This is a genomic window from Rhodobacter flavimaris (assembly GCF_021378075.1).
GTDB classification, from domain to species: Bacteria; Pseudomonadota; Alphaproteobacteria; order Rhodobacterales; family Rhodobacteraceae; genus Rhodobacter; species Rhodobacter flavimaris.
Genome location: NZ_JAJUOS010000007.1, coordinates 1 through 25,007 on the forward strand (window position 1 = coordinate 1; position 25,007 = coordinate 25,007).

32 protein-coding genes are annotated in these 25,007 nt (G+C 63.9%); 14 read left to right on the forward strand and 18 right to left on the reverse strand.

Annotation, left to right across the window (positions count from 1 at the left end):
* Nucleotides 1-169: 169 nt before the first annotated feature.
* Nucleotides 170-457: a hypothetical protein gene (locus LZA78_RS10040; protein WP_233676803.1), complete on the forward strand. Its 288-nt coding sequence runs from the start codon at nt 170-172 to the stop codon at nt 455-457.
* The gene (locus LZA78_RS10045; RefSeq protein WP_233676804.1) at nt 454-1,170 is read left to right on the forward strand and encodes a DUF6602 domain-containing protein; all 717 of its coding nucleotides are present in this window, start codon (nt 454-456) and stop codon (nt 1,168-1,170) included. Before LZA78_RS10040 ends, LZA78_RS10045 begins: the two co-directional genes overlap by 4 nt.
* 424 nt (nt 1,171-1,594) lie before the next feature.
* On the opposite strand, the gene LZA78_RS10050 is transcribed toward LZA78_RS10045, so the two are convergent.
* The 5 genes from LZA78_RS10050 to LZA78_RS10070 form a co-directional block, all read right to left on the reverse strand.
* Nucleotides 1,595-1,756 carry a hypothetical protein gene (locus LZA78_RS10050; protein ID WP_233676805.1) on the reverse strand — a complete coding sequence of 54 codons (162 nt, stop codon included), beginning with the start codon at nt 1,754-1,756 and terminating at the stop codon, nt 1,595-1,597.
* Between the two features lie 66 nt (nt 1,757-1,822).
* Entirely contained in the window at nt 1,823-2,041 is a 219-nt protein-coding gene (locus LZA78_RS10055; RefSeq protein WP_233676806.1) for a hypothetical protein, read from the reverse strand.
* A 56-nt stretch (nt 2,042-2,097) separates the two neighbouring features.
* Nucleotides 2,098-2,304, reverse strand: coding sequence for a cold-shock protein (locus tag LZA78_RS10060; protein WP_096431786.1), 207 nt, complete (start codon nt 2,302-2,304; stop codon nt 2,098-2,100).
* A 215-nt stretch (nt 2,305-2,519) separates the two neighbouring features.
* On the reverse strand, nt 2,520-3,326 hold the full coding sequence (locus tag LZA78_RS10065; RefSeq protein ID WP_438811073.1) for a transglutaminase-like domain-containing protein: 807 nt from the start codon (nt 3,324-3,326) through the stop codon (nt 2,520-2,522).
* 75 nt (nt 3,327-3,401) lie between these two features.
* The gene (locus LZA78_RS10070; RefSeq protein ID WP_233676807.1) at nt 3,402-3,584 is read right to left on the reverse strand and encodes a hypothetical protein; all 183 of its coding nucleotides are present in this window, start codon (nt 3,582-3,584) and stop codon (nt 3,402-3,404) included.
* Nucleotides 3,585-4,406: 822 nt separating this feature from the next.
* Between LZA78_RS10070 and LZA78_RS10075 the strand changes: the two genes are divergently transcribed.
* Nucleotides 4,407-4,676, forward strand: coding sequence for a DUF982 domain-containing protein (locus LZA78_RS10075; RefSeq protein ID WP_306798974.1), 270 nt, complete (start codon nt 4,407-4,409; stop codon nt 4,674-4,676).
* Nucleotides 4,677-4,731: 55 nt separating this feature from the next.
* Nucleotides 4,732-5,445, forward strand: a complete 714-nt coding sequence (locus tag LZA78_RS10080) for a lysophospholipid acyltransferase family protein (protein ID WP_233676808.1) — start codon at nt 4,732-4,734, stop codon at nt 5,443-5,445.
* A 646-nt stretch (nt 5,446-6,091) separates the two neighbouring features.
* Here LZA78_RS10080 and LZA78_RS10085 read toward each other — a convergent pair.
* On the reverse strand, nt 6,092-7,153 hold the full coding sequence (locus tag LZA78_RS10085) for a LacI family DNA-binding transcriptional regulator (RefSeq protein ID WP_233676809.1): 1,062 nt from the start codon (nt 7,151-7,153) through the stop codon (nt 6,092-6,094).
* A gap of 112 nt (nt 7,154-7,265) precedes the next feature.
* Between LZA78_RS10085 and LZA78_RS10090 the strand changes: the two genes are divergently transcribed.
* The 4 genes from LZA78_RS10090 (at nt 7,266) to LZA78_RS10105 (ending at nt 11,743) form a co-directional block, all read left to right on the forward strand.
* The gene (locus LZA78_RS10090; protein ID WP_233676810.1) at nt 7,266-8,207 is read left to right on the forward strand and encodes a dihydrodipicolinate synthase family protein; all 942 of its coding nucleotides are present in this window, start codon (nt 7,266-7,268) and stop codon (nt 8,205-8,207) included.
* Nucleotides 8,208-8,265: 58 nt separating this feature from the next.
* A complete protein-coding gene (locus tag LZA78_RS10095) occupies nt 8,266-9,267 on the forward strand; it encodes a TAXI family TRAP transporter solute-binding subunit (RefSeq protein WP_233676811.1) in 1,002 nt (333 codons plus the stop codon).
* 67 nt (nt 9,268-9,334) lie between these two features.
* A complete protein-coding gene (locus tag LZA78_RS10100) occupies nt 9,335-11,248 on the forward strand; it encodes a TRAP transporter permease (RefSeq protein WP_233676812.1) in 1,914 nt (637 codons plus the stop codon).
* Between the two features lie 147 nt (nt 11,249-11,395).
* A complete protein-coding gene (locus LZA78_RS10105; RefSeq protein WP_233676813.1) occupies nt 11,396-11,743 on the forward strand; it encodes a hypothetical protein in 348 nt (115 codons plus the stop codon).
* 482 nt (nt 11,744-12,225) lie between these two features.
* Here LZA78_RS10105 and LZA78_RS10110 read toward each other — a convergent pair whose 3' ends face one another.
* From LZA78_RS10110 to LZA78_RS10125, 4 genes are read right to left on the reverse strand one after another with little or no spacing between them, the layout of a single operon-like run.
* Entirely contained in the window at nt 12,226-12,681 is a 456-nt protein-coding gene (locus LZA78_RS10110) for a DoxX family protein (RefSeq protein ID WP_233676814.1), read from the reverse strand.
* Complete coding sequence (locus LZA78_RS10115; RefSeq protein ID WP_233676815.1) at nt 12,675-13,439, reverse strand: HvfC/BufC N-terminal domain-containing protein; 765 nt, start codon at nt 13,437-13,439, stop codon at nt 12,675-12,677. The genes LZA78_RS10110 and LZA78_RS10115 overlap by 7 nt, the downstream gene beginning before the upstream one ends.
* Nucleotides 13,426-14,283 carry an MNIO family bufferin maturase gene (gene bufB, locus LZA78_RS10120; protein WP_233676816.1) on the reverse strand — a complete coding sequence of 286 codons (858 nt, stop codon included), beginning with the start codon at nt 14,281-14,283 and terminating at the stop codon, nt 13,426-13,428. Before bufB ends, LZA78_RS10115 begins: the two co-directional genes overlap by 14 nt.
* Nucleotides 14,284-14,334: 51 nt before the next feature.
* The gene (locus tag LZA78_RS10125) at nt 14,335-14,613 is read right to left on the reverse strand and encodes a BufA1 family periplasmic bufferin-type metallophore (protein WP_233676817.1); all 279 of its coding nucleotides are present in this window, start codon (nt 14,611-14,613) and stop codon (nt 14,335-14,337) included.
* A 105-nt stretch (nt 14,614-14,718) separates the two neighbouring features.
* On the opposite strand from LZA78_RS10125, the gene LZA78_RS10130 reads away from it, so the two are divergent.
* A complete protein-coding gene (locus LZA78_RS10130) occupies nt 14,719-15,351 on the forward strand; it encodes a sigma-70 family RNA polymerase sigma factor (RefSeq protein ID WP_233676818.1) in 633 nt (210 codons plus the stop codon).
* Nucleotides 15,348-15,980, forward strand: a complete 633-nt coding sequence (locus LZA78_RS10135) for an NrsF family protein (RefSeq protein ID WP_233676819.1) — start codon at nt 15,348-15,350, stop codon at nt 15,978-15,980. The genes LZA78_RS10130 and LZA78_RS10135 overlap by 4 nt, the downstream gene beginning before the upstream one ends.
* Nucleotide 15,981: 1 nt before the next feature.
* Here the strand turns inward: LZA78_RS10135 and amaB are convergent, their stop codons facing one another.
* The 5 genes from amaB to LZA78_RS10160 all read right to left on the reverse strand — a co-directional run bounded on the left by amaB (nt 15,982) and on the right by LZA78_RS10160 (nt 20,533).
* Nucleotides 15,982-17,493 (reverse strand): L-piperidine-6-carboxylate dehydrogenase, encoded by a 1,512-nt coding sequence (amaB, locus tag LZA78_RS10140; RefSeq protein ID WP_233676820.1) that lies wholly within the window; start codon nt 17,491-17,493, stop codon nt 15,982-15,984.
* 88 nt (nt 17,494-17,581) lie between these two features.
* Nucleotides 17,582-18,925, reverse strand: coding sequence for an NAD(P)/FAD-dependent oxidoreductase (locus LZA78_RS10145; protein WP_233676821.1), 1,344 nt, complete (start codon nt 18,923-18,925; stop codon nt 17,582-17,584).
* A 141-nt stretch (nt 18,926-19,066) separates the two neighbouring features.
* Nucleotides 19,067-19,324, reverse strand: a complete 258-nt coding sequence (locus tag LZA78_RS10150) for a DUF6455 family protein (RefSeq protein ID WP_233676822.1) — start codon at nt 19,322-19,324, stop codon at nt 19,067-19,069.
* A 24-nt stretch (nt 19,325-19,348) separates the two neighbouring features.
* Nucleotides 19,349-19,654, reverse strand: coding sequence for a DUF6455 family protein (locus tag LZA78_RS10155; protein WP_233676823.1), 306 nt, complete (start codon nt 19,652-19,654; stop codon nt 19,349-19,351).
* A gap of 153 nt (nt 19,655-19,807) precedes the next feature.
* On the reverse strand, nt 19,808-20,533 hold the full coding sequence (locus LZA78_RS10160) for a M48 family metalloprotease (protein WP_233676824.1): 726 nt from the start codon (nt 20,531-20,533) through the stop codon (nt 19,808-19,810).
* A gap of 123 nt (nt 20,534-20,656) precedes the next feature.
* Between LZA78_RS10160 and LZA78_RS10165 the strand changes: the two genes are divergently transcribed.
* Nucleotides 20,657-20,911, forward strand: a complete 255-nt coding sequence (locus tag LZA78_RS10165) for a DUF8831 family protein (RefSeq protein ID WP_233676825.1) — start codon at nt 20,657-20,659, stop codon at nt 20,909-20,911.
* Nucleotides 20,912-20,981: 70 nt separating this feature from the next.
* On the opposite strand, the gene LZA78_RS10170 is transcribed toward LZA78_RS10165, so the two are convergent.
* On the reverse strand, nt 20,982-21,230 hold the full coding sequence (locus LZA78_RS10170) for a DUF167 domain-containing protein (RefSeq protein WP_218628988.1): 249 nt from the start codon (nt 21,228-21,230) through the stop codon (nt 20,982-20,984).
* Nucleotides 21,231-21,276: 46 nt separating this feature from the next.
* Here LZA78_RS10170 and LZA78_RS10175 point away from each other — a divergent pair, with 46 nt between their 5' ends.
* The 3 genes from LZA78_RS10175 to LZA78_RS10185 are packed head-to-tail and all read left to right on the forward strand — an operon-like array spanning nt 21,277 to nt 23,717.
* The gene (locus LZA78_RS10175; protein ID WP_233676826.1) at nt 21,277-22,368 is read left to right on the forward strand and encodes a class II histone deacetylase; all 1,092 of its coding nucleotides are present in this window, start codon (nt 21,277-21,279) and stop codon (nt 22,366-22,368) included.
* A 57-nt stretch (nt 22,369-22,425) separates the two neighbouring features.
* Entirely contained in the window at nt 22,426-23,031 is a 606-nt protein-coding gene (locus LZA78_RS10180) for a nitroreductase family protein (RefSeq protein WP_233676827.1), read from the forward strand.
* Nucleotides 23,028-23,717 carry an EI24 domain-containing protein gene (locus LZA78_RS10185; RefSeq protein ID WP_233676828.1) on the forward strand — a complete coding sequence of 230 codons (690 nt, stop codon included), beginning with the start codon at nt 23,028-23,030 and terminating at the stop codon, nt 23,715-23,717. The genes LZA78_RS10180 and LZA78_RS10185 overlap by 4 nt, the downstream gene beginning before the upstream one ends.
* Here LZA78_RS10185 and LZA78_RS10190 read toward each other — a convergent pair.
* Together LZA78_RS10190 and LZA78_RS10195 are read right to left on the reverse strand one after the other, a co-directional pair.
* Entirely contained in the window at nt 23,714-24,493 is a 780-nt protein-coding gene (locus LZA78_RS10190; protein ID WP_233676829.1) for an anti-sigma factor family protein, read from the reverse strand. The two genes, LZA78_RS10185 and LZA78_RS10190, sit on opposite strands and share 4 nt — an antisense overlap.
* On the reverse strand, nt 24,490-25,005 hold the full coding sequence (locus LZA78_RS10195; protein ID WP_233676830.1) for a sigma-70 family RNA polymerase sigma factor: 516 nt from the start codon (nt 25,003-25,005) through the stop codon (nt 24,490-24,492). Before LZA78_RS10195 ends, LZA78_RS10190 begins: the two co-directional genes overlap by 4 nt.
* Nucleotides 25,006-25,007 lie beyond the last annotated feature (2 nt).

Genomic DNA, 25,007 nt, shown 5'->3' on the forward strand with positions numbered 1-25,007 from the left:
ACGACAGACCCTCGAATATCGGCGCTTGCAGCACCACAAGCTCGCCGCATAACATCATCCCACAGACGAGGCCCGCTCTCCGCTAATCTACGCCACGAGTTGCGCCAAATGTTCTGACGACGGACACCACATCAATACTGTTCGGAATTCCGGACGGGCCGAAGAAATCATGATCGTGAAGGCGTGGCGGGAACAGAAGCGGCTTACATTCCCGTCTTTCTATTTGGAACTCGTCACCATCGAGGCCTGCCGCGGACGCAAGGTTGGTGATCTGTCGAAGAATGTATGGGCGACATTCGCCTATATCCGCGACAACATCAAAACAACCGTTTTTATAGACCCTGCAAACACCAACAACAGAATCTCCGACGACTTGACCGCAACGGAGAAGCAGGCCTTGGCCAATGCAGCTTCCATCGCACGGCAGGCCACCAACTGGAGCCAGATTGTCGTATGAACTGGTCTCTTCCCATCCTTCTCGACGAGCTGAATGCTTCCGTGACTGCCGACCTGCAGCGCGCGCGGAAAACTCTTGGGCATCCTACCGATCTTGGAGATGCGACCGAAGAAATCTGGATCGAGCTCTTCAACAAGTATCTTCCCTGCCGGTATCACGCCCTCAAGGCAACCGTCGTTGATAGTACAGGCACCTTCAGCGAGCAGATGGATGTGGTCATACACGACCGCCAGTACACGCCGCTCGTTTTCACGTTCAAGGACAAACATATCGTGCCAGCCGAGAGCGTCTATGCGGTGTTCGAATCAAAGCAAGAAATGAACGCAAACCATATCAGTTATGCCCAGAAGAAGATCGCCTCTGTACGCAAGCTACACCGCACCTCGCTTCCCGTCCCGACGATCGACGGAACAAAAAAGGCGAAGGATCTAACGCCGGTACTCGGCGGAATTCTAACGCTCAGTTGCAAATGGCACCCTGTCTTCGGTGATACCATGAGGCTCCATCTTGAAGCGGGGCAGGACGATGATCGTCTCGATGTCGGCTGCGTCGCCGAAAGCGGAAATCTCTGGCTCCATGAGGATGGCGGTTACCGATTGGCGGAGGAAACCAAGCCCGTCACGCGCTTCCTGTTGGAACTGATGTCGAGGCTGCAAGCGGTCGCAACTGTGCCAATGATCGACATGCGTGCCTATGCCAAGAAGTTGGAATAGGAGTCCGGTTGCAACCGAGGAGCGGGCGCCGCCATAGGGCGGCATCCATTAGCAGGCCCAAGCTTCGCGAAGCGCTTAACCGACACCTTGCGAAACCGACGACCTGATGAACGCGCTCGGCCCGAAGCCGACGTTCATGGGCAATGCGGCAAGCGCTGGGGGCTATGCGAACGCAACATTCCAGACGTAGCGCGGCCCCTGTCGCCTCTGCGGTAAAGCAAACATTTGTCACGCATTACAGAGTGCGCAGATTGCTCGGCTCGCCCTGGCCCGGGGGACCTGTGAAAAGCGAAACGGCAAGGAATTCCCCCTGCCGCTCCACCTCCCGGTGCGTGGATCGACGAACACAGATCGGCTCCACGTAGAGCCCTATCGCGCTCAGTCGCCGCACAGGGAATACCCACCGCCGAGGCGGTGAAAGCCGCTACTCCTGAATCCCCTGCGGCAACGCACGCCGCCGGTCCGGGGATATCTCGGTCACGAGGCTCTGGAAGAATTCGTCCCAGCCGAGGCCCGGATCTTCGTCCCGATGTGGTGCCTTGTGCGCCCCGTGGGTCTTGCCCGAAGGCATCTTGTCGGCAGGCATATTTGGCCCTCCGTAACATCCCGGAGAGAACCCCCGGGAATATCGTCTGATGGCGAAGCGCGCAGCTCAGTCGCGCGCATTCGCCTTTGCTGGTGGCGCGGCGGATGCCGGTCCAGCCCCCTTGCGCGCGATGCGGGCCGCGCGCAGCCGCGCAGTCAGATCTGCGCGGGTCTCGGCCTCGGTCTCGCGGATCAGCTTGACGGCGGCATCGGTGCGCTCCTGCGCCGTGGACGGCGCCTGAGCAATATCGCGGAAGAAACCGCTGGTCTTGTCCTTGCGGGGCATGACGCCTCCTTGATCGAGTGATCCGGCCATTGCGGCCGGATCCCGGATCGATCCGATCAGGCGACTTTCAGATCGCAAGCGGATTCACGGCCGTCGCGGCCGGATTCGACTTCGTAGGTGACCGGCTGGCCGTCATTGAGCTGCGCGATACCCGCGCGCTCGAGGGCCGAGATATGGACAAAAATGTCCCGCCCGCCGTTTTTCGGTTCGATGAAGCCGAAGCCTTTGGTGGTGTTGAACCATTTCACGGTGCCATTGGCCATCGTGAGATCTCCTCAAATGAATACCGCCCGCATGATGCGGCGGTCTGGCCCAGTCAATTCAAAAAGGCAGACTGAAGCCGACGAAGGAGACAGATGCAGTTGGGAACAACGTAGCTCATCCTCCCTATACGGTTTATCGGCCTTTAGCAAAGGAAAAGGCCCGCCACCGGATTTTCGCACCGATGGCCGGCCCTCGCCCGAACCTTTTGCACGGTTCAGTCGATCTGATCGGTCCAGACCTCGAAGCCCGTCAGCACATTCGCACCGAAGGAATGGATCAGCGGCACATCGGCAGCATCGCGCCCCCGGGCGACCAGCACGCGGCCGATGCGGGGGGTGTTGTTGCGCGGGTCGAAAACCCACCAGCGGCCATCGAGCCAGACTTCCATCCACGCTGCGAAATCGCCCGGCGGGTAGGGTGGTGGCATGCCGATGTCGCCCAGATATCCCGTGCAGTAGCGCGCAGGAATATTCATGCAGCGACAGAACGCGATCGCCAGATGCGCATAGTCGCGGCATACGCCCTGCGCCTCGGCATAGGCCTGCGCGGCACTGCGTGTCGCGCGCGCCGCCATGTAGTCGAACCGGATATGACGATGCACGAAATCGCAGATCGCCTGCACCCGGGCATGCCCGGGCGGGGTGTGCTCGAACAGGCGCCAAGCTGTATCGGAGAGCACATCTGTCTCGCAATAGCGGCTGCCCAAGAGGAAAGCGAGCGTCTCGTCGGGCAGGGTCTCGACCGGGCTCTGTCCGCCTTCTGGCGGCCGCGGGTCCGGCAAGCCACTGTCGCCGATCACCCCCTCGGTGCCGATGCTGAAATCCCCTGCCGGCGCCATCATGCGGGTGCACCAGTTGCCGAACCCGTCGCGATAGGCGCTCAGCGGCACGGGCGGCCAGGTTCGCACATGGTCGGGAAATTCCATATCGCCCACGCGCGAGAAATGCACATTCAGGAGCGCAATCATCGGCGTCGGTTGTGGCAGGCTCAGGGTGAACCGGCATCCGAGCTTGATCCGGATATCAGAGGCGCTCATCACGGATCTCGCAGATGGGGAAGACGAAAGGGGCACAGGCCGGGTCGGTCGCCGCGTGCCTCATTGCTTCTTGCGATCGAAACGGGACCAGGCCTTGGTCAACTCGGCGCCCTCGGGCGCGTAGGAGGTGTCGAAGATCGACGCGCGCACCGGCGGCTGCGGGGATTCGGGCTTCTGCGAGGTTACGGTCGTGGGACGCGCAGCCTCTGCGGGCGCGCGGTCTTCAGTTTCTGGCGATGTCATCTTGCTGCTTCCTTTTCTGGCAACACGTCCACTCAGGGTCTGATGACGCGTCGCACGGACGGAGGGCGCCGTCGCGATCAGGCCTTCGGCCTGCAGGTCCGCGGGATCGGATGGGCCGGGTGAACAGCCCAGCTCTCAGATCGGCGCCTCGGCGCCCGCGGAGGTCGGCTTCCGCCCCAGGGATGAACACTGCAGTTCCTAATGATATGGGCAAACCCCGCTCGATTGCGAGCCCTCGTTCCGCAAAGCTGGCGCGCGACGGCGCAAATGGCCCTTCCGCACGTTCCATGCGACTGGATTTTCAAAATAATCTCCTTTGACAGGAAGGGGTTGCCGGAACCGCGCGGCAGGAACGCTTTATTTTCTCGCAATTCGAGTAGCGAGCCCTTATCTCGGTCGTGCATCTCTTCTTCTCGGACCCTGTTCCTTCCGGCTCAGCTACGATCTTAAGCTTTGCCAAGCCCCTGCATCCTGCGGGCGGCACTTCGGAAAGGAACGCTCGATGACCGAAACAGGTCGCGTGAAACAGGTTGACCAGACCAGACAAAAGGTCCGAACCGCCGTGGCGGTCGACAGAAGGGATGGGCTCGTCCATGCCGCGGCATGCAGGCAATCCGAACTTGCCACCGGGCACAGGCCAGCTTGCGACGCGCGACGTAGCGCTTGACCACACTGGCAGGCTTCATGGCGTGCGCATTGCGCGGTCTGAGCCGATGCCGAACAAATCAATCTGGCGCAATCGGCCGCACCGGCGGAGCGCCTTTCGTGAGAGGAGCACCGGCTGTGTCGCGTGCCTCTCGTTTTTCAAGAAAGACCAATACTTTGATCGAAATCTACTGGGGTGAACCCATGTCGCTCGTCATCTCGCCGGAAGGCGACGTTCAGAAGTTCAGCACGATCGAACAGGCGCAATACTGGCTGCGCAGGAAATGGCCCGTCGCTGACGCGGCGCGCCAGCATGCGCTTGGCCGTCTCGAGGCTGCAATGGACTGCCTGGGCTCGGTCGGCGAGGCGCGCCACGCCTTCCTGAATGCGGCCCGCAGCGCCGGCTTTGTGCTGCAAGGCCGCCCGGACCTACCCCTCGCCGCCTGATATCGGTCAGGCCGAACCCGACGGCAGGCTTATGACACGGAGCACGAGGCCAAGGATGCTGATCGTCCGATCAAGACTTTTCGACGTGTTTTTCGGGCTCTGGACCTTACGGCAGAGTCCCTTCATCCCGACCCTTGCCCTGCTGCAACGCCCAAGCCTGACCCGCGCCGCTATCCGCTTCTGGACCCGCGGCGTGCTCGGCCTGTCGCGCCGCATCCTCGGGCTGCGTCTGCGCGAGGACGGCGTCGAAAACAAGCATCTCGGCGCCCCCTGCATCTATGTCTGCAATCACCAGTCCACTTGGGAAACGCTGGCGTTCAACCAGCTGGTGCCCGATGTCTGCATCATCGCCAAACAAGAGCTGCGCAAGATCCCGATCTTCGGCTGGTTCTTGAGCCATGCGCCGATGATCCTGATCGACCGCAGCGGCGGCGGCCGGGCGATGGCAGCGATGATCTCCGAGGCGCGACACGAGGTGGCGCGCGGCCGCTCGATCCTGATCTTCCCCGAAGGCACCCACATCGGCGTGCATGAGCAACGCAAGTTCCAGCCCGGACTGATCGCGCTCTATCGCAAGCTCGATCTGCCGGTGGTTCCGGTGGTTCATAATGCCGGGTGCTTCTGGGGCCAGGGCCCAAAGAGAGGCGGCACGATCGTCGTGTCCTATTTCCCGACGATCCCGCCGGGCCTCCCGCCCGCCGAAGTGATGGCGCATGTCGAGCAGTTGCTAAACGCCGAGAAGGGCCGCCTCGTCCAGGCAGAGACCTAGGGGCCCGCACTTCCCACCATCCTGTCCTCCTCACCGAGAAAGACCAACTTCCCGCACCTATTAATGCGGCTCGACTTCCCTCGGGGCTGTCTCGCATTCTCGAAAACGGAGTGAGGAAGATACCATACAAGTCATTCCGCCCGCGACCGACATCGCGCTCCAGCTGCGATCAGAGGCAAGGCTTCCGTGGCTGGTAGCGGGGCAATAGCTTCATTGCTTTGTGGCCAGGCGGCCCGGATGGATGTCCCTCGTCCGCATCCCCCATTACAGGGCGCAACGTAGGGGATACGCAGCAACTCGCATGAACGGCCGCTTTGCCAAGATTTCAGCGAGCGCCAAGCCGCACCGCCGTCAGGCCGCTCTCCGTCCTTAGTGCCCGACGTGAACCAGCAGAAGCAACTCCTCAGAGCCGTTCGGAAGCTTACCGCAAACGATCCATTTGATAATGAGTGCCAGTCACAACCGCTTAAATAATGAAGAAATTCCGCCCTCGCAGGTAACGGAGGATAGTTCTGCCGAGATCAGTTGCGGGAGGAATGGCCCCACCGTCGAACGTTCTCCATCTGGATCATCTACGCCCACCCCGATATGCGCAAAAAGAGGCGCGCCACCGGCACTCTACGCAAGCTTGGACGTAATGCGTGGTTTAGGGACGCGACGCGACTGCATTGCCATGCGCATCATGCCACCGCCTCGTTGACTTGCGCGGTATCAGTGTCGGAGCCACGCGTCGGATTGGCTGGCCGATCTCTTCCATGTCCTCTGATAGGAGAGACAGTGCCTCATGCGCGATCTGATCAAACGGGACTCGCACAGATGTCAGCGGCGTGGGCAAATGGCTAACGATCGGCACATCGTTGTAGCCCACCAGAGACATATCATCGGGGACCGACAACCCTATACTGGCAAGACCTGACAGGGCACCGATTGCCGTATTATCATTTACGGCGAAGATTGCGGTCGGTCGCCTGGGGAGTTCGAGGAGTTGACGCGCAGCTTCAACGCCGGCTTCAATGCTGAAACTCGAGCCGACAATCAGGTCTGGATCGGATTCCAGATCGGCTTCACGCATCGCCTGAAGGTAGCCAGCCCGCCGACCGGTTGCACTCGAGGCGTAGGACGGTCCCGCGATCAGGGCGATCCGCCTGTGTCCAAGGTCGATCAAGTGCCGCGTGGCAAGATATCCGCCGAGTTGATCGTCACCGACCGCCGAGAGGCTTACCCCGTCCGTCCTCAAGGTGAGGACATAGGGGACACCGCGGGCACGCAGTTCTTTGGTATAGATGTCTTCGTCGCGTGCGGTCGAAAGGATGAGACCATCCACACCACGGCGCAGCAACGCTTCCGCCGCATGTCGGACCGCGCCGGGTTCGTCTTCGGTCGAGGCAACGATCGTGAACTTTCCGAGCCGCATCGCGGCCCGAGCCAGCGATTCGTAAAGCATCGCCATCACGGTGTCAGTTAGGCGCGGAACAATTACCCCGATCATACCCGTCTCGCCGCGCCTCAGGCTGGCCGCAGAGATGTCGCGCACGTACCCGAGCTGCTCTGCGATCTTGCGAACATGTCGTGCTTTTTCGCTGTCGGAGCGCGGGAGGCGTTCGTCCAACATGCGGGAAACAGTTGATTTTGAAACACCCGCCGCACGGGCAACATCGTGAATCGTCACCTTGGAGCCGGTCACGTTGTGCTGGTTGCTATCGGTCATGATCGTGATGCCCTCTCTGTGCCAGCCGAGAATAGCACTTGACAGAAGGTTTGGGCAATGCAATTTTGGGAACGTTCCCACAATCGTTCCCATTTATCGGAGGAGAACCAGAATGACCCCCATGGACCTGCGCGGCCTCAGCCCTGCCCCCGTCACCGCGTTCAAGAAAAACGGCGATGTCGATTTCGACGCCAACGTGCGCATCGCGAAATGGCTCGCGTCGTTCGATGACGTGAAATCGCTCGTCATCCTCGGCCATGCCGGCGAAGGCACCTTCCTGACCGAAGGCGAGCGGCTCGACCTGATCCGCGCCTATGCGGATGCCGTCGACATTCCGATCATCGCCGGCATCACCGGTGAGGGCACCAAGGTCGCCGCAGAAGAGGCAAAGAAGTGCAAGGATGCCGGCGCGACCGGCGCGCTTGTATATCCGAACCACGGCTGGCTGCGTTTCGGCTTCCAAAAAGGCGCACCGCAGGATCGCTACAAGGCGATCTGGGAAGCCTCCGGCCTGCAGGAAATTCTGTTCCAATACCCGGCCGCAACAAAGGCGAATTATGATCTGGACACCCAGCTCGCAATCGCCGCCCAGGAAGGCGTCGTCGCCACCAAGAATGGTGTGCGCGACATGAAGCGGTGGTATGTCGAGATCCCGGCGCTGAAGAACGCGCAGCCTGATCTTCAGGTTCTGTCCTGCCATGATGAGTGGCTGCTCCCGACGATGTTCGACGTCGACGGCTTGCTGGTCGGTTATGGCAACATCGCGCCCGAACTTCTGATCGCGCTGATCAAGGCCGGCAAGGCGCAGGACTATACCGCTGCGCGCCAGATCTTCGAACGCCTCCTGCCGGTCACGCGCGCCGTTTACCACCGCGGTTCGCACATGGAGGGCACCGTGGCACTCAAGATTGGCCTGCGCCACCGCGGCGTGCTGGATCACGCAACGATCCGCGAGCCTCTCAAGGACCTGGGCGCTGCGGCTGAGCGTGAAATCGAGGCAGCCTTCGAGGCCGCCGGCATCGGTCGCGTAGAGAACCTGATGGCTGCCGAGTGATCGGCTTGCCCCCGCGCGTGTCGCGGGGGCAATCTACATTCAACGGGAGGAAACCAAAATGATCCGCAACTTTCTCGGACGCGCAAGCGCCGCCGCCCTCATGACAGGCTTGATCGTCTTCTCCGCCGGGACAGCTTCTGCCCAAGAGGTCCGCATTGGCGCAATGCGTGAAGGCACTTCCTGGTATATCTTTGCGGCGACACTCGAACAGATGGTCGAACCGATTCTGGGTGCCAATTCGGTCGAGGTCATTGCCCGAGGTGGCGGTGTCGCGAACCCGATGGTCGTTCAACAGGGCAAGGCAGAGATTGCTCTCTCGAACGTCGCCACGGCTAAGTGGGCCTACGAGGGCAACCCGGTTTACGAGGGCGCGTCAGCTCCTGACATCCGGTCGCTCGTCGGTGGACTGAACAATGTCTACATCGGCGTGATGGCAACCCAGAGCTTCATCGACGCCGCAGGCACAACTGATCTGGCCGAGATCATCAAATCCGGCAAGGGCTTCCGCCTGCTGCTGAAGCCGACCGGCTCCAGCTCGGTCCCTGCTGCCGAACTGATCCTGCAAGCTGATGGCTCTAGCTTTGAGGCTCTCAAGGCATCTGGTGGCGACGTGATCCAGGTTGCCGAGTCCCAGATCGCGGACTCGATCCGCAACGGCAACGCCGACATCTACGTCGACACGATGATCAAAGGCCACCCGACCATTACCGAGGTCAACCTGACCGCCGACACCGTGTTCCTGGACATCCCGCAAGAGGGTCTTGATCTTCTCGCAGCCAACGGCCTGACACCCGGCAAGTACGGCCCTTGGTTTGATGACCAAAAAGCTGAGAACACCGGCGCCAACCTCGGCACGGTGCTGATCGCCAACGCCTCGCTCAGCGACGACACGGCGTACCTCATCACCAAGACCCTGATCGAGAACGCGGCTGAATTGGGCGAAGCGCATGCCGCTTGGAAGGCGTTCGACCCCAAGACCGCCTTCCTGCCTGAGAACACTGGTGTCCCGCTGCATCCGGGCGCCGAGCGGTACTACCGCGAAATCGGCCTGATCAACTGATCGGGCAAGAGCCAGCGTTTCGGCGCTGGCTCGTATTCCTTCGCCGCCAACCTGAGAGGAGCAGGTCATGCGCACCGACACCCCCCTTCTGTCCACCAGGGCACTTGCCTTTGCCATCGGCATCGGACTGACCCTGTTTCAGATATGGTTGCTTTTCTACCCGCAGCAGCCGCTGCTTGAGCGCCCGATCCACCTCTGTGCAGCGTTGATCCTGCTGTTCCTGTACAAACCTCTTGAGACGCCTGCGCTTCCCGTCTGGCTTAAGCGCGGGATCGATGCCGTGCTCATCTTGGCAACACTTCTTGTCGGCGCCTACTATCTTCAGGGCTTCGAGCGGCTAACGACACGCATGGAGAACGTCTCGCCGGTCTTCCCGATCGACATCGCGGCCGGGTTTGCACTCGTTGCTCTTCTTCTGGAGGGGGCCCGCCGGGCCGTCGGCTGGATCTTGGTTTGGGTCTTGCTTGCCTTCATCGCATACGCGTTCTGGGGCAACTATTTGCCTGGCTGGCTGTCATTCCGCGGCTTCGGCATTGAGGCTGCGACCGAGATTACGACGATGACCACTGCGGGCGTCCTCGGCATCACCACCTCGACCTCGGTCGGATTCATCTTCTACTTCATCCTGTTTGGCGCCTTTTACGCGGCGGTGGGCGGTGGCCAATTCTTCATCGACCTCGCAATCCGTGCTGCGGGACGCGCGACCGGCGGAACCGCCAAAGCAGCCATCATCGGGTCGAGCCTGATGGGCTCCATCTCGGGAAGTGCCGTAGCAAACGTTGTCTCGACCGGTGTTTTCACGATCCCCCTCATGAAGCGCACCGGCATCCCCGGGCACCGTGCCGCCGGGATCGAGGCCATCGCATCAACCGGCGGTCAGATCATGCCGCCAGTGATGGGCGTGGCTGCCTTCATCATGGCGGAACTCCTCGGGATCCCCTATGTCGAGGTCGCGCTCGCAGCGCTTATCCCCGCGGTGGCGTTCTATCTGGCGCTGATCCTCGTCGTCGACCTTGCCGCGCGCCGTGATGGCGTACGCGCCATGACCGCCGAAGAGGTTGCCGAAACCGAGACCATCATTCCGCGGCTGCATCTAATCCTGCCCCCGCTGGTACTTATTGCTCTCCTGGTTTCGGGTTATTCCGCACCCTATTCGGCGGTCATTGCCTCTGTGTCCTGCCTTGTAGTGCCGTTTCTGCGCCGCAACACCTGGATTGGCTGGAAAGAAGTGCGCGAAGCATTTCTGGAGGCGCCGAAGCAAGCTGCCGAAGTCGCTGTTCCCATTGCCGCGATCGGCCTAGTGATCGCAGTTGCGGTCCAATCGAACCTCGCGCTGAAGTTTGCCGGATCGCTTATGGCACTGTCAGAGGGATCCATCTATGCCTCGCTCGCATTGGCCATGCTCGGCTGCATCGTCATGGGAATGGGCCTGCCGACTGTTGCGGCCTATATCATTGGCGCCGTGCTCTTCGTCCCGGCGATTCAGGACTTGGGCATCCCTCCGCTCGCCGCGCATTTCTTCATCTTCTACTACTGCGTCCTGTCGATGGTGACGCCCCCCGTAGCGCTTGCATCGTTCGCAGCAGCAGCCGTCGGACAGGCATCTACGATGAAGACCAGCCTTTCGGCCTTCGGACTGAGCCTCGTCGCCTTCTTTATTCCCTTTGGTTTCGTCTTCGACGTCGGGATCTTGGGAGAAGGGACGTTCATGGGCGTGGCCTTCAGTGCCTTCGGCCTCCTGATTTCGACGGCGCTCTGGGCGATCGCATTTGGCGGTTGGTGCGTCCGTCCCCTCGCCATTCCGACACGTGCGGTCATCGGCGCTGCGGGCCTTGCGGCCGTCATCGCCCCTTCCGGCTCCATCGTATGGCTCGGGGGACTGCTTGTCGGCTGGGGCGTCGTGGCAGCACTTGTGGTGTTCGGCAGAGGTAATCCGGCCTGGCTGTCAGGGCCAGTGTTCACCAAGCCAGCGATCGAATAGGTCGTAAGCGAGGTTACAAATAACCGCAGCGCCTGTTCGGGCGCTGCGGTTATTCCTTGGTTCCTAGATAGTCCGCAATTCTCCTTGGGAACAGTCCGAGCCTCTCGTTTCTGGCTTTCCGCTATCCCTGTCATTAACCTGGAAGCGATGCAGATCAATCCGCATAGGCATCCAGCAGTGCGGGCAGGACGACATCAACCCTGTCACCATGGCCATATCGGCCTTGAGCTGATCGACTTTGAGTTCGATCAAGAATACGCAAGGCAAACTGCGCTCGAAATTCCTAGCGCCATCCTTTTGAAGGAAGGCCGCCCTCCAGATGTGTTAGATGTGTTCTTGCCAAACCTGCGCGTGGATGAAGCGGACGCTTCGATTTCAAGGATCCGCTTCACCCGGATTGAAAACAGGAAATGCGTTCCATTGCTAGTCAACTACAAGAATACGGGGGCCCGCTTCTTCCGCATAGCTGAGCCTGATAGGCATTGCCGCGAATAATCGTTCTCCGCCTGATCTCGGAACTGTGTGTCGCCCACAGCAGATTCCTTGAGCGAGCCGAAGCTGGGCTATCAAAAGTTATGTTCAAACCCGATTAGCCTGACGCCATGGGTGCACTGCCTGAATGGCTCAACGGTTTCCCTGAACCCTCGAACACCTTCCCTGTTCCGCCAAATTGTTTCCCTGTTCCTTTGCCTAGGGAAACATCGGACAAGGCATTGAAAAATCTTCGCCAATCCGCACCGAGATCACCCTCAAGGCCCACAACTGCAGCGTTTTCCCTGTTTTTTCGCTGAAAAACAGGGAAAACCATGCCGAGACCAGTTCGCCCAGGCCTCCCTGCACTGCCACGCTCTCCCACACAGAATTAGCGATGCATCGCCCCGGCAGATTTGGTCTGCGTATGGCCGCCAACCACCTGACATCACGCAATAAACAAGGGAAACCCACCTCGGGCCGCCCCGCTCTTCCAGGTGTGGCGCCTAGACGTGGCGCGCCATCTCGGTCTCGGCGCGGCCGCGCAGCAAGAGCGCGTCCAGCGACAGCCGCCCCGGACCGCCCGAGATGAGGCCAAGGAAACAGGCGGCCCAGATGCCATGCACAGGCCAGGCGTCAGGATAAACGAAGACCTGGATCACCGTCGTCATCCCAAGCAGCGCCAGCGCCGCCAGACGTGTGCCTAGCCCCAAGACCAGAAGGATCGGCAGCGTCAGCTCGGCGCTGGTTGCCATTACTGCGGCAAGCTTCGAGGGGATCAGCGGCAGGGCGTATTCGTGCTCGAACAGGAAGAAGGTGCTGTCCTTGATCGAGAAACCCTCGATCTTGGTCTGCCCCGAGGCCCAGAAGGTCCAGGCAGGGAACAGGCGCAGCGCAAGCCCGGCAATATCCCAGGGCAGCCGTGCCAGAAGCGTGTCGGCGCGGTTCAACAGGTTCAGCATGTGCAGTCCTCCCATCCGATGATTGCGCCCGCCGCGAAGAGGCGGAACAGGATTGGCCCGACATCAAAGCCGGGCTCGGCCGTTGCTGCGGCCTCGGCCGCGCGGATCAGGGGCGCTTGCCCCAGCAATTCCCGCACAAAGGCCGCCTCGCCTGGGCCAAGTGACCAGACCGGCACGTCAAGCTTGCGATCGCGCAGGACAAGCGCCGTCTCGGGGCGGTCCTCGATCTCTTGCGGGGCGGCGCCGGGCTGGTTCGCGGCCCAGATCGCGCGGATCGCGTGGCTCGAGGCGATCAGGGTGACCGACGGGTGCAGCACCAGCCGGATCGCATCGGCACGCGCGGCCAGCGCGCCCAGATCGGCCGGGGCTAGCGCAGGCAGGTCGGCGGCGTGATAGGCCTGCCCGCGCGCATATTCGAGCCGCGCGACATCGGGCAGATAGGGCAGCGCAGCAACCGGCGGAAAACTCTCCAGAAATTCGGCGAACCCGCCCCCCCAGGCAAACAACATGGGTGAGCTCGGCGGATCGGCCTCGGCATAGACCCGCGCCATGGCGTTGAAGAAATCGGCACCCACGAGGCGCTCGATCACCGGAAAGCGGGCGGCCAGCGCACGGCCTAGCGAGTGCAGCACGTTGTTGCGATAGACGGCGAAACGCTGCCCGGCCTCGGCCGGGTCGCGCGCGGTCACGCCTTGCGGCAGCGCGCCGTCGAAGATGCCGCGGCGAAACGACTGCGCGAAGGCCTCATGCGCAGACATGGGTCCGCTCCGCCTGGGGTGCATGGGCGCGCAGGATATGGGCCGCGCGGCGGGCCTCGCCCAATAGGACCGGGTAATCGGGCACATCGTTGTCCCACTCGATCAGGCTGGGCAGCGGTCCGGTGCGGGCGATGACCTCGTCGAACAGCGTCCAGACCGGATCAGCCACCGGCGCGCCATGGCTGTCAATCAGCAAGGGCCCCGAGGGCAACTCCTCGACCGCGTGACCGCCCAGATGGATCTCGCCCACCCGATCGAAGGGGAAATCGGCCAGATAGGCGCGCGCATCGGTGCGGTGGTTCGTGGCCGAAACGAAGACGTTGTTCACATCGAGCAATAGCCCGCAGCCGGTGCGCTGCGCGACGGCGCGCAGGAATTCAGTCTCGGGGATGGTCGAGGTCTCAAAGAGAACATAGGTCGAGGGGTTTTCCAGAAGCATCCGGCGCCCGAGGGCCTCTTGCACCTCATCAACATGATCGCAAACAATACGCAGGGTCTCGTCGGTATAGGGCAAGGGCAGCAGGTCGTTGAGATAGGCCTCGCCATGGCTCGACCAGGCCAGATGCTCGGAAAAACTCTCGGGTTGGTAACGATCGATCAGCGCGCGTAGCCGCGTCAGATGCGCCGCGTCCAAGCGTCCCGGACCGCCAATCGACAGCCCCACCCCGTGCAGCGAGATCGCAAAATCGGCGCGCAGCGCGGCCAGCATCACATGCGGCGCCCCACCGGCGCCCATGTAATTCTCGGCATGGATTTCGAAGAACCCCAGATCGGGGTCGCACTTGATCTGCGAGAAATGCTCGGGCTTGAAGCCAAGGCCGGGGCGGGCGGGAAGCTGGGTCATCGTCTCTCTCCTCAAGGGGAAAGGGGCGCGGCAAGACCGCGCCCCGCCAGATCACATCTTGATCGGTTCGAGCGAGCCCATCCCGTGCGGCGTCTTGATCGTCGCGCAGGTGCCGGCGGGGACGTATTTCCAGGCGTTGCCTTGGTAGTCCTTGGTCGCGGTGCCGGCGCAGGTGGTGCCGGGGCCGGCGGCGCAATCGTTCTTGCCGGCCATGGAAACGCCATAGCACTTTTCCATCTCGCCCTCGGCATGGGCGGCCTGCGCGGCAACCAGCGTCAGCGCGGTGGCCAGCGAGGCGGTGAGCGGGAGGGTCTTGGAAATGATCGACATTGAAGGTTCCTCATCTGTTGTGCAGAGGCGCTCTTGCGTCCTCGGGATGTCCATTCGCGCCGCCTGGCCCCGGGGTTACAGGCCTCACGCACTGGTGATCATTTCGTGATCGTCAAAGTTTTTTGCCCCGACGTCACGCGGGCGTGTAACAATCGGGTCGCTGTGAACGAATGGACCGGCACGATGTCAGACACCGAAGAGCTTTGGTCCGGAATGATGCGGGCGGCCAATCGCGGTGACGCGCAGGCATATGCGCGTCTGCTGCATGCGATCTCGCCCGTGCTGCGCGGCGTGGTGCGGGCGCGGGGGCGCACGCTGCCGCCCGATCAGCACGAGGATATCGTGCAGGAGGTGCTCATGGCGATCCACGCCAAGCGCCACACCTGGCGCGAGGATCAGCCGATCCGCCCGTGGCTTTTCGCGATCACGCGCTACAAGGTCGCCGATGCTTTCCGCCGCCGGGGTGTCGCGGCCACGCCGATCGAGGATGTCGCGGAGCGTCTGGCGGATGAAGGGGCCGGTGCCGCCATCGAAGAGATGGAGGCCGCGCAAGAGATCGAGCACCTGCTAAGCGTGCTCGACGCGCGTTCGGCCGAGATCGTGCGCGCCTTGAAGCTGCGCGAAGAGGCCCCGGCGCAGGTCGCAAAGGGGATGGGCATGTCCGAGGGCGCGCTGCGGGTCAGGCTGCACCGCGCGCTGAAGAAACTCGAAGGTTTCAGAAGGAGGAACCTGTCGTGAAGACCGATGATCTGATTGCTGAACTGGCGGGTGCTCCGGCACCGCAGCCGCTGAACACCGCGCGGATGGCGGGGTCGGTTCTGGCCGCTATCGCCCTGCCCGCCGTGCTGTTTCTGACGGCGCTTGGCGTGCGCGACGGGCTTGGCGGTTATCTGGCGCAGCCGGTCGTTGCGCTCAAGACGCTGCTGCCCGCGCTGATCTGCGTGGCCGCGCTGACGGCCCTCCTGCGCCTTTCCCGCCCCGAGATCACCCGTCCGGGCCTTGGCTGGCTGGCCCTGCCGCTGGCCATCGCCGCGGCGCTGGTGCTGCGCAGCCTCTTCACCGCCCCGCCCGATGCCTGGTTCGCCGAAGCCACCGTCTTTTACGTCGCCGAATGCATGGGCGGTATTCTGGTGCTGTCGCTTGTGCCCGCATGGGCCGCCCTGCGCGTTGCGCGTCAGGGCGCCAGCACCGCACCGCGCCTGTCGGGGCTGATGGCGGGGCTTGCCGCCGCCTCGGGGGCGGCGACCGGCTATTCGCTGTTCTGCGTTCAGGACAACCCGATGTTCTTCGTCATCTGGTATGGGCTGATCATCACCGCCGTGACGCTGGTGTCGGGCGCGCTCGGCGCCCGACTGCTGCGCTGGTAGATCAGTCGATATCGAACACGACGCCCTGCGCCAGCGGCAGCTCGCGCGAGAAGTTGATCGTATTCGTCGCCCGGCGCATGTAGCCCTTCCACGCGTCCGAGCCGCTCTCGCGCCCGCCGCCGGTCTCTTTCTCGCCGCCGAATGCGCCGCCGATCTCGGCGCCCGAGGTGCCGATATTGACGTTGGCGATCCCACAGTCAGAGCCGCGTGCCGACAGGAAGGTCTCCATCTCGCGCATATCAAGCGTGAAGATCGACGACGAAAGCCCCGCGCCGACCGCGTTGTGATCCTCGATCACCGCGTCGAAATCGCTGTAGCGCATGACGTAGAGGATGGGCGCAAAGGTTTCCTCCAGTACCGGACCAGTCTGCGCGGGCATCTCGACCAGTGCGGGGCGCACGTAATAGGCCGCGTTCGAGGCCACCGCCTCGCGCGCGCCGCCATGCACCGTGCCACCCGCCGCGCGTGCAGCCTCAAGCGAAGCCTGCATCGCGTCAAAGGCCTGCTTGTCGATCAGCGGCCCGACCAGCGCCTGCGTCTCCAACGGGTTGCCGACCGAGACGCTCTCGTAGGCCTTGATCAGCCGCGGCACGAGCGCGTCATAGACGCTGTCGTGCACGAAGAGGCGGCGCATCGTCGTGCAGCGCTGCCCGGCCGTGCCCATGGCGCCAAAGGCCACCGCCCGCAGCGCCATGTCGAGATCGGCCGAGGGGCAGACGATCCCCGCGTTGTTCCCGCCCAGTTCGAGGATCGTGCGCCCGAAGCGCGCCGCAACCTTCGGCCCGACGATCCGTCCCATCCGGGTCGAGCCGGTGGCCGAAACCAGCGCGACATCGTGGCTTTCGACCAGCGCATTGCCAACATCCGCGCCGCCGATCAACACCTGGCTCAGCCCCACGGGCGCCGCACCAAAGCGCGCCAGCGCGCGCTCAAGAATCGCCTGGCAGGCCAGCGCGGTCAGCGGGGTCTTTTCCGAGGGCTTCCATACCACCGGATTGCCGCAGACAAAGGCCAGCGCCGCGTTCCACGACCAGACCGCCACCGGGAAGTTGAAGGCCGAGATTACCCCCACCACCCCCAGCGGATGCCAGGTTTCCATCATCCGGTGGCCCGGACGCTCGGTCGCGATGGTCAGACCGTAAAGCTGGCGCGAGAGGCCCACGGCGAAGTCGCAGATGTCGATCATCTCCTGCACCTCGCCCAGCCCCTCGGAGGGGCTTTTGCCCGCCTCGATCGAGACCAGCCGGCCAAGTGCCTCTTTCGAGGCGCGCAACTCCTCGCCCATCAGGCGCACCAACTCGCCACGCTTGGGCGCGGGGATCGTGCGCCAGACCCGGAACGCGGCTTTTGCCCGCGCGATGGTGTCGGCGACGGTTTCGACGCTGTCGGGTGTCAGCGCACTGATCTGCTCACCGGTGACGGGGCTGAAGCTGGACATCGCGCCGCCCGTGTAGCGGTCGGGATCGACGCCCAGATCGTCAAGCAATTGCTTCGCTTGGGCTTGCAGGGACATGGTGGCTCCTTCCAGATTTTCGGGCGGTGCTCCCGCCGCCTGTCTCAAATGTTAGTCGATGGCGGCGGGGCGTGCAGCCCGGAACCGCCTAGATCCGATCCTGCGCAAGATGCGCGAGCACCGCGCCCGCGCGATAGCCCGCCGTGCGCACCCCGCGCAGTCCGGCGGGTTGCGGGGCGCTGACCGGCAGGGGCATCGCCTCCAGCGGCAGATCCCCGATGATATGGCGCGCGATGGCCCGCCCCGAGACCGTGCCCGGCGCGATCCCCCGCCCGTTATAGCCGCAGATCGTCAGCGCGTTCGGCCCCAACACATGCAGCCGTGGCAGGTTGTCGGCGGTCATGCCGATGCGTCCCCACCATTCGCTCTCGAACCCAACGCCCATGAGCTGTGGGAATAATCGACCAAGCGCGCGGCTGGCCCAATCCCGGTGCGCATCGCGCTCCAGCGCGCCCAACTGCCCGACCGAGCCGAAGACCAGCCGCCCCGCCGCATCCATGCGGAACGACGACAGCACCTCGCGCGTGTCCCAACAGCCCTCGCACCCCGGCAGGATCGTGGCGCGCAGAACCTCGGGCAGCGGCGCGGTCGCCATGTTGAAATAAGGCAGGATGACCTGCTCCGAGGCGATCTGGGGGAAGACCTGCGCGGTATAGGCGTCCGAGGCCGGGATCAGCCATTTCGCCCGCAGCCGCCCTTGCGGCGTTTGGACAAGCCAGTCCTGCCCGAGGCGCGAGACCGACTGAACGGGGCTATCGGCATGGATATGCGCCCCCGCCGCCAGCGCCGCACGGGCCAGCCCCCGCGCATAGGCCAGGGGCTGGATCGTGCCCGCCCGCCGATCAAGCAGCGCGCCTTGGTAGCGCCCGCCGCCAAGGCGCGCCCGCGTGGCCTCGGCCGAGAGCAGCTCGACCGGCGCGCCAAGGGCGGACCACTGGCGATGCCGCTCGGCGATCTCGGTCTGGCCTGCGGCCCCGACCGCCAGATGCAGCGTGCCGTTATGCGTGGCCTCGCAGGCGATGCCATGCCGCGCGATCAGTTCGAACACCACACTCGGCGCATCGCCCAGAAAACGTAGAAGACGCGGGCCGTATTCGGGACCAAGCCCTGCCAGCAGCGCCTCGGGCATGACCCACATGCCCGCATTCACCAGCCCGACATTGCGCCCCGCGCCCCCGAAGCCCGGCGCGACGGCCTCCAGCACGCGCACCGAAACGCCCGCCTCGGCCAGATGCAGTGCCGCCGAAAGACCCGTGTAACCCGCACCGATAATGGCCACCTCGGCCTCTTCCGTGCCCACAAACGCGGGCGTCGGCGGTGCCGCCGGGGCCGAGATTTCCCAAAGACCGTGAGACCGAGGATCGTTGCGCATCAATATGTCCGGCAGCGTGAGGCTTGCCTCATATGAGCGCAACTCGTCGCGCTGCGCCATGCGGATAGCGCGGAGCGATCATTCCATTTGGGCATGATTGGCCCGGCGCATATGCGTGGATGGCTTGGTTCGCAAAAAAGACGGGCGGCGCAAGGGCCTTGCACCGCCCGCCACCAATCAAACCGGCCCCGAACCGGGCGCCTAGTTCAATTCCGAAAGCTCGCGCAGCACCGTGGCGTTGTAGCACCAGTCGGGGGCGGCACCCTGCGCGCCCGGCTCTGACAGGAAGGCCAGACACCCCGCGGCCCCGCTGCATCCCCGGCAGCGCGCGACCATCTCGGCGAAGTCTGCCTGGGTCAGACAGCCGTCATGCATGGACTGGGTCAGATTGACCCCCATCCGGCGCGCCATGCCCCGCGTGATCCAGAAATGCAGATCGATATTTCCCTGAACTCCCATCGGAATGTCCCCTCTGTGGATAACTCAGACCTGTTCCGAATGTGTCAGAAGTTCCGCGCGCAACCGCCCCATCAGAAGACGATTGTTGCAAAAGTCCGGGGCCGCCTCGGCCGTCGCCGCACCTTCGTGATCCTCGGGCGCATCCTTTTGCGCGAGCCAGTGCAGGCATCCCTCCGGGTCCGAGCAGCCGGTACAGCGCACGACCGCGTCACGCCAGTCGGTGCCCGACAGGGCGCTCTTGGCCATGGCTTCAGTCAGATCGACGCCCAGCACTTCGGCCATGCGGTTCATCAAGGCAGCGTGCCGGTTCAACGTCCTGGCTCCGAACATCTCGCATTCTCCTGTCACATCTGTGGCGAGGATGAGTTCGGCGACGGTGTTGAGCCATGATTCAGATCAAAGGCGACAATGCGCCCGCGATGAATGGCGGCAAACCGCCGAGCATTGCTGAAAAGCCCGGCATCTGCCGCGGAAAACAGCGCCCTAGACGCGCCCGGCGCGCAGGTCCGCGACGGTGCGCTGCACGGTTTCCATGCGTTTGCCGTTCGCGGGGTGAGTTCCGAGGAAGACGTTACCCGGATCGGGGATGCGCTCAAAGAATTGCGCACCGCGCAAGGGGTCGTAGCCCGCGTTCCAGGTGATGATCGTGCCCAGCCGGTCGGCCTGAAGCTCGTAATCTTTCGAATAGGTGCGGCTGCCGACCTGCGCGCCGATATTCTGCACCTGCGAGACGACGCCGTTATCGGCCCCGGTTGCAGCGGCCAGTGCGCCAAAGATCATGGCGCCGGCCATGGCGTTCTGTTCCTTGGATTGCAGATGCCCGGCGATATGGTGCGCGGCCTCGTGACCCATGACGAAGGCCAGTTCGTCCACATTCCGCGCGCTGGCGATCAGGGCGAGGTTGAAGGCCACCACCGGGCGGCCCGCGCGGTCGATCGTCTGGTAGGCGTTCGGGTCGGTCGTCGGGCTGTCGTCCACCACGATCTGATAGTCGCAATTGCGGCCACGGGTGCGGGCATAGCATTCGGCCTCGATCTGCGGCTCCATCTTGCGGGCGACCGAGATGAAATTATCCGCTGCCTGCTCGGGCGAGGGCAGGTCGTCTGCGGCGTAGTGCTGCAAGGGCGCGCGCGCGGGCTCTGTCGGGACGCAGGCCGTCAGGGCGGTCAGGGCAAGCAGGATGCAAGCGCGGGCGATGAGGGTCTGCATGAAGCCTCCGGGAAATCAGCGCGCGAATTTTATCGCTGCAGGGCAGCGAAGCAATGGCTGGCGGCGGCGTTCACCAAAATGTTTCCCCTTTCGCGTGTCGGCGGGGCGGGCTAGCATCGCCCCATGTTTACCATCGAACACGAATTCGACGCGACCGTAATCACCCTTGTGGACGAGGGCGATGACCCGCGCGACTATCTGCAAGAGGATATCACCATCCAGTCTTTCGAGGATTGCGTGGTGCTGGAGCAGGTGGACGACCAGACCGATCAAGTCCAGCGCATCGTTTTCTCGCATGCGCAACTGCGCGAGCTGGCAGCGGCACTGAACCTGCCGGAAGGCGTCTATCGGCTGCGCCAGGTCGAAAAGAAGAAATAGGGGGCGCTGCCCCCTCGGCGCGCCGCGCCTCACCCCCGAGGTATTTCGGCCAAGAAGAAGGGCTGGCGGTTCAGTCGAGCCGGAAGACCTTGTCGCGTGCGGTTTGGCCGCGGATCAGCGTCAGGCGCGATTTGGCGACGCCGAGGGCCTTGGCGAGGAGTTTCGTGACCTCGGCATTGGCCTTGCCGTCCTCGGGCACCACGGTGACATAGGCGCGCAGCCCATCCTCAGCCGCGACGATCTGGTTGCGCGAGGCTTTGGGCGTGACGCGCAGCGCGATCTCGGCGCCGGGCTTGGCAAGGTGGCTTAGGTCGGTCATGGTTTCGTGCATAACCTGACCGCGCCCCGACGAAAAGGACCCCGCCATGCGCACCGCCTTCTTTCATGACGAGCGCTGTTTCTGGCATGGCGGCGGGAATTATGCGCTGACCCTGCCGGTCGGGGGCTTTGTGCAGCCTGGTGGTGGTCTGCCCGAGAACCCCGAGACCAAGCGGCGGCTGGTGAACCTGCTGCGCGTCTCGGGGCTGATGGCCGAAATCGACGCGGGATCGGGGGCCGAGGCCAGCCACGAGGATCTGTTGCGGGTGCATCCGGCCTCTTACCTCGATGCATTTAAGGCGGCCTCCGATGCGGGCGGCGGCGAGTTGGGGTTGCGCACGCCTTTCGGGCCGGGCGGATACGAGCTCGCCGCACTTTCGGCGGGGCTGACGAAGGCCGCGACTTTCGCGGTGCTCGAGGGGCGGGCGCGCAATGCCTATGCGCTGTCGCGTCCGCCGGGTCATCATTGTCTGCCCGACTGGCCGAACGGATTTTGCCTGATCAACAACATCGCCGTGGCGATCCGGGCGGCGCAGGCTGCGGGTCTTGCACGCCGTTTCGCCGTCGTCGATTGGGATGTGCATCACGGCAACGGGACCGAGGCGGTGTTTCTTGACGACCCCGAGGTGCTGACGATCTCGCTGCATCAGGAGTGGAACTATCCACTCGATACCGGTTCGGCGCGGGTGCGCGGGGCCGAGGGCAGCAATATCAACATCCCCCTGCCCCCCGGCACCGGCGAGGAAAGTTACCTTGAAGCCTGGGACCGGATCGTCGCGCCCGCGCTGGCCAAGCATCGCCCCGAGGCGATCATCGTGGCCTGCGGCTTTGACGCCTCGGCCATGGACCCGCTGGGGCGGATGCTCTTGCGCGCCGAAAGCTTCCGCCGCCTGACCCGGCGCGCCATGCACGCGGCCGAGTCACTGTGCAACGACCGGCTGATCCTGACCCATGAGGGCGGCTATTCCGAGGTTCATGTGCCCTTCTGCGGTCATGCCGTGCTGGAGGAACTGTCGGGCAGCGCGATCCGCGTTCTCGACCCATTGGGCGACACGATCGGCGCGCGCCAGCCCACGATGCGCTGGATCGACGAGACCTCGCGCTATCTTGCGGAACTGGCGGCGGAATTCGAGCTTTGAGCCGTTGCATTCCCCTCAGGCTGCCCCGATATGAGGGGCAACAGAAGGAGAGACGCGATGGAGATCGCCCCGGGCACCGTGAACCCCGCCACCCGCAATGACGAGGTGCTGCGCTTCCTGCTGACGCGCCGCTCGCGGCCGCCGAAGACGCTCAAGGCCCCCGCGCCGGGGCGTGCGGAGTTGACCGAATTGCTGACCGCCGCCGCCCGCGTGCCCGATCATGGCAAGCTTGAGCCGTGGCGCTTTGTCGTGCTCGAACGCCCCGCGCTGGAGCGGCTGGCGCGTGACGCGGGTGCCTATGCCACGGCCAAGGGGATCGACGAGGCCACCGCCGCCAAGGGCGTCAGCCAGTTCGCCGACAGCCCGCTTTGCGTGGCGGTGATCTCGGTTCCCCGCCCGACCGACAAGGTGCCGCAGATCGAGCAGACGCTCTCGGTGGGTGCCGCGTGTTACGGGCTGGTCAGCGCAGCGTTGGCCGCTGGCTGGGGCGCGGGTTGGCTGACCGGATGGGTTGCGCATGACCGTGATTTCACCGCCGGGGCCTATGGCCTGCAAGAGGGCGAATGGGTTGCGGGCCTTGTGCATATCGGCACCGAAGGCGCGACGCCCCCCGAGCGCCCCCGCCCCGATATGGACCAGATTGTTACCTGGGTAGAGGCATGATCTTTCAAAGTTTTCTGACGGGTTGGGCGGATCTGTTCCGGCCCGGCTCGATGAAGGTACTGTTCAAGGGTATCGGCCTTGCGCTGGCGCTTCTGGTGGCGCTGTGGCTGGTGCTGGTGCAGCTGATCGGCTTCTTCGTGCCCGACACGATCACCCTGCCCCGGATCGGCGAGATCGGCTGGGTGGACAACGCGCTGTCTTTCGCCTCAATCGGGCTGATGCTGGTTCTGTCGGTCTTCCTGATGGTGCCGGTCGCCTCGATCTTCACCGGCTTCTTCCTTGAAGACGTGGCCGAGATCGTCGAGGACGCGCATTACCCCAACCTGCCCGCCGTGCGCAAACTCACGCTGGCCGAGACCTTCGGCGACACCTTGCGCTTTTTCGGCGTGATCGTGGCGGCGAACCTTGTCGCGCTGATGATCTACCCCTTCGTGATCCCACTGGCGCCGTTCCTGTTCTTCGGCCTGAACGGCTACCTGCTCGGGCGTGAATATTTCCAGATGGCGGCCTTCCGCCGGATGCACCGCGACGAGGCGAAGGCGCTTTATGAGCGCAACCGCACCACGATCTGGGTGGCCGGCGCGCTGATGGCGGTGCCGCTGTCGATCCCGCTGGTGAACCTCGCCATTCCGGTGGTGGGGGCCGCGACCTTCACCCACCTCTTCCACGCGCTGCGCCGGCGTTAAAGCGCCAGCGCCTCGTAGGTGGCCTCGGCCAGTGGCCAAAGCTGCGCGCGGTCAAGCGGGGCCGAGATCGCACAGCCATACCCCTCGTCGAGCCAGGCAAGGCTCGACACCCCTTCGGCGCTGCGGCTGTAGCGAAAGGCGCTTTCGTCGCCCGGCATCGCGGTGATGTAGATCGTTGCGCGCAGGCCCGAGGCATCTTCATACATCAGTTGCGCGGCGGGGCCGGCGCCTGCGGGCAAAAGCCGCCCACCCACCAACTCAAACCCATGCGCGCTAAGGTCCGGGGCCGCAAGCTTGCGCCCGAGCCGTTTTGACAGCCAGGCCATCAGGTGCTCGCGCTCTTCGGCGCGCACCTCGACCGGGTGAACCACTTCGACCGCATAGACCGCATGGGCCACGCGGGCCTCTTGCGCGAGAGCGGTTTCATCCTGTGCTACGCGGATGCCCGAGGGCAGCGGATGCTCGGCCCCCCAGTCGCGCCCAAGGCCCCAGCCAAGGCCGATCCCCACGGCAAAGATCGCGGCGGCAGCGGCCATGCGGGCCATTCCCCCGGTGGCGGGCGGAGGTAGGCGCAGCCGCTCGGGCACCGGCTCGGCAGCACGCCTCGCCAGCGCGTTGCGCAAGGCGTCGCGATCGGCGATCTGGCCCTCAATCTCGGCCGCCAGCGCCGGGTTGTCGGCCAGCGCACGTCGCACCGCCTCGGCCCGCGCGGGGTCTAGGCGACCGTCGATATAGCGTTGCAGCTCGTCCTCGGTCATGGCCGCATCTCTGGTCATTTCACTCTCCGCAAGTTCGGCCGCCCGCCAGTTTCCCGCCCGGTCGCCGCGCGCAGGGCCGCCCTGCCCCGCGCCAGCCGCGACATCAGCGTGCCCACCGGTACATCGAGAATCCGCGCGGCGTCTTCGTAGCTGAAATCCTCGACGCCGATCAGCAGGATCGCCTCGCGCTGATCGAGCGGCAAGGTCCAAAGCGCCCGCAGCACCTCGGCCAGTTCCAGCGCACTCTCGGCACCGCCCGGATGGGCGGGTTCGGGCGCCTCGTCGAGCGTCACCGCTCCGCGCCGCCCGCGCGCCCGCAGCGCGTCGATATGCAGGTTGCGCAGCACGCGAAACAGCCAGGCCCGCAACTCGGGGCCGGTGCGCAGCAAATGCCAGCGCGACAGCGCGCGTTCAAGACAGTCCTGCACGAGGTCATCGGCCAGCGCCCCATCGCGCGCCAGCGCATAGGCAAAGCGGCGCAGCGCGGGGATCTGCGCCTCGATCAGATGGCGTTTGCGGGGCTGTCGCATGG

Coding starts and splice junctions, on each gene's coding strand:
- LZA78_RS10180 (WP_233676827.1), top strand. CDS start 22,426: ATGGAGATCGCCCCGGGCACCGTGAACCCCGCCACCCGCAATGACGAG.
- amaB (WP_233676820.1), bottom strand. CDS start 17,493: ATGTCCCTGCAAGCCCAAGCGAAGCAATTGCTTGACGATCTGGGCGTC.
- LZA78_RS10105 (WP_233676813.1), top strand. CDS start 11,396: ATGCAGATCAATCCGCATAGGCATCCAGCAGTGCGGGCAGGACGACAT.
- LZA78_RS10125 (WP_233676817.1), bottom strand. CDS start 14,613: ATGTCGATCATTTCCAAGACCCTCCCGCTCACCGCCTCGCTGGCCACC.
- LZA78_RS10115 (WP_233676815.1), bottom strand. CDS start 13,439: ATGTCTGCGCATGAGGCCTTCGCGCAGTCGTTTCGCCGCGGCATCTTC.
- LZA78_RS10175 (WP_233676826.1), top strand. CDS start 21,277: ATGCGCACCGCCTTCTTTCATGACGAGCGCTGTTTCTGGCATGGCGGC.
- LZA78_RS10045 (WP_233676804.1), top strand. CDS start 454: ATGAACTGGTCTCTTCCCATCCTTCTCGACGAGCTGAATGCTTCCGTG.
- LZA78_RS10085 (WP_233676809.1), bottom strand. CDS start 7,153: ATGACCGATAGCAACCAGCACAACGTGACCGGCTCCAAGGTGACGATT.
- LZA78_RS10050 (WP_233676805.1), bottom strand. CDS start 1,756: ATGCCTGCCGACAAGATGCCTTCGGGCAAGACCCACGGGGCGCACAAG.
- LZA78_RS10160 (WP_233676824.1), bottom strand. CDS start 20,533: ATGCAGACCCTCATCGCCCGCGCTTGCATCCTGCTTGCCCTGACCGCC.
- LZA78_RS10040 (WP_233676803.1), top strand. CDS start 170: ATGATCGTGAAGGCGTGGCGGGAACAGAAGCGGCTTACATTCCCGTCT.
- LZA78_RS10150 (WP_233676822.1), bottom strand. CDS start 19,324: ATGGGAGTTCAGGGAAATATCGATCTGCATTTCTGGATCACGCGGGGC.
- LZA78_RS10100 (WP_233676812.1), top strand. CDS start 9,335: ATGCGCACCGACACCCCCCTTCTGTCCACCAGGGCACTTGCCTTTGCC.
- LZA78_RS10145 (WP_233676821.1), bottom strand. CDS start 18,925: ATGGCGCAGCGCGACGAGTTGCGCTCATATGAGGCAAGCCTCACGCTG.
- LZA78_RS10090 (WP_233676810.1), top strand. CDS start 7,266: ATGACCCCCATGGACCTGCGCGGCCTCAGCCCTGCCCCCGTCACCGCG.
- LZA78_RS10190 (WP_233676829.1), bottom strand. CDS start 24,493: ATGACCAGAGATGCGGCCATGACCGAGGACGAGCTGCAACGCTATATC.
- LZA78_RS10185 (WP_233676828.1), top strand. CDS start 23,028: ATGATCTTTCAAAGTTTTCTGACGGGTTGGGCGGATCTGTTCCGGCCC.
- LZA78_RS10110 (WP_233676814.1), bottom strand. CDS start 12,681: ATGCTGAACCTGTTGAACCGCGCCGACACGCTTCTGGCACGGCTGCCC.
- LZA78_RS10170 (WP_218628988.1), bottom strand. CDS start 21,230: ATGACCGACCTAAGCCACCTTGCCAAGCCCGGCGCCGAGATCGCGCTG.
- bufB (WP_233676816.1), bottom strand. CDS start 14,283: ATGACCCAGCTTCCCGCCCGCCCCGGCCTTGGCTTCAAGCCCGAGCAT.
- LZA78_RS10165 (WP_233676825.1), top strand. CDS start 20,657: ATGTTTACCATCGAACACGAATTCGACGCGACCGTAATCACCCTTGTG.
- LZA78_RS10095 (WP_233676811.1), top strand. CDS start 8,266: ATGATCCGCAACTTTCTCGGACGCGCAAGCGCCGCCGCCCTCATGACA.
- LZA78_RS10070 (WP_233676807.1), bottom strand. CDS start 3,584: ATGACATCGCCAGAAACTGAAGACCGCGCGCCCGCAGAGGCTGCGCGT.
- LZA78_RS10055 (WP_233676806.1), bottom strand. CDS start 2,041: ATGCCCCGCAAGGACAAGACCAGCGGTTTCTTCCGCGATATTGCTCAG.
- LZA78_RS10060 (WP_096431786.1), bottom strand. CDS start 2,304: ATGGCCAATGGCACCGTGAAATGGTTCAACACCACCAAAGGCTTCGGC.
- LZA78_RS10080 (WP_233676808.1), top strand. CDS start 4,732: ATGCTGATCGTCCGATCAAGACTTTTCGACGTGTTTTTCGGGCTCTGG.
- LZA78_RS10155 (WP_233676823.1), bottom strand. CDS start 19,654: ATGTTCGGAGCCAGGACGTTGAACCGGCACGCTGCCTTGATGAACCGC.
- LZA78_RS10195 (WP_233676830.1), bottom strand. CDS start 25,005: ATGCGACAGCCCCGCAAACGCCATCTGATCGAGGCGCAGATCCCCGCG.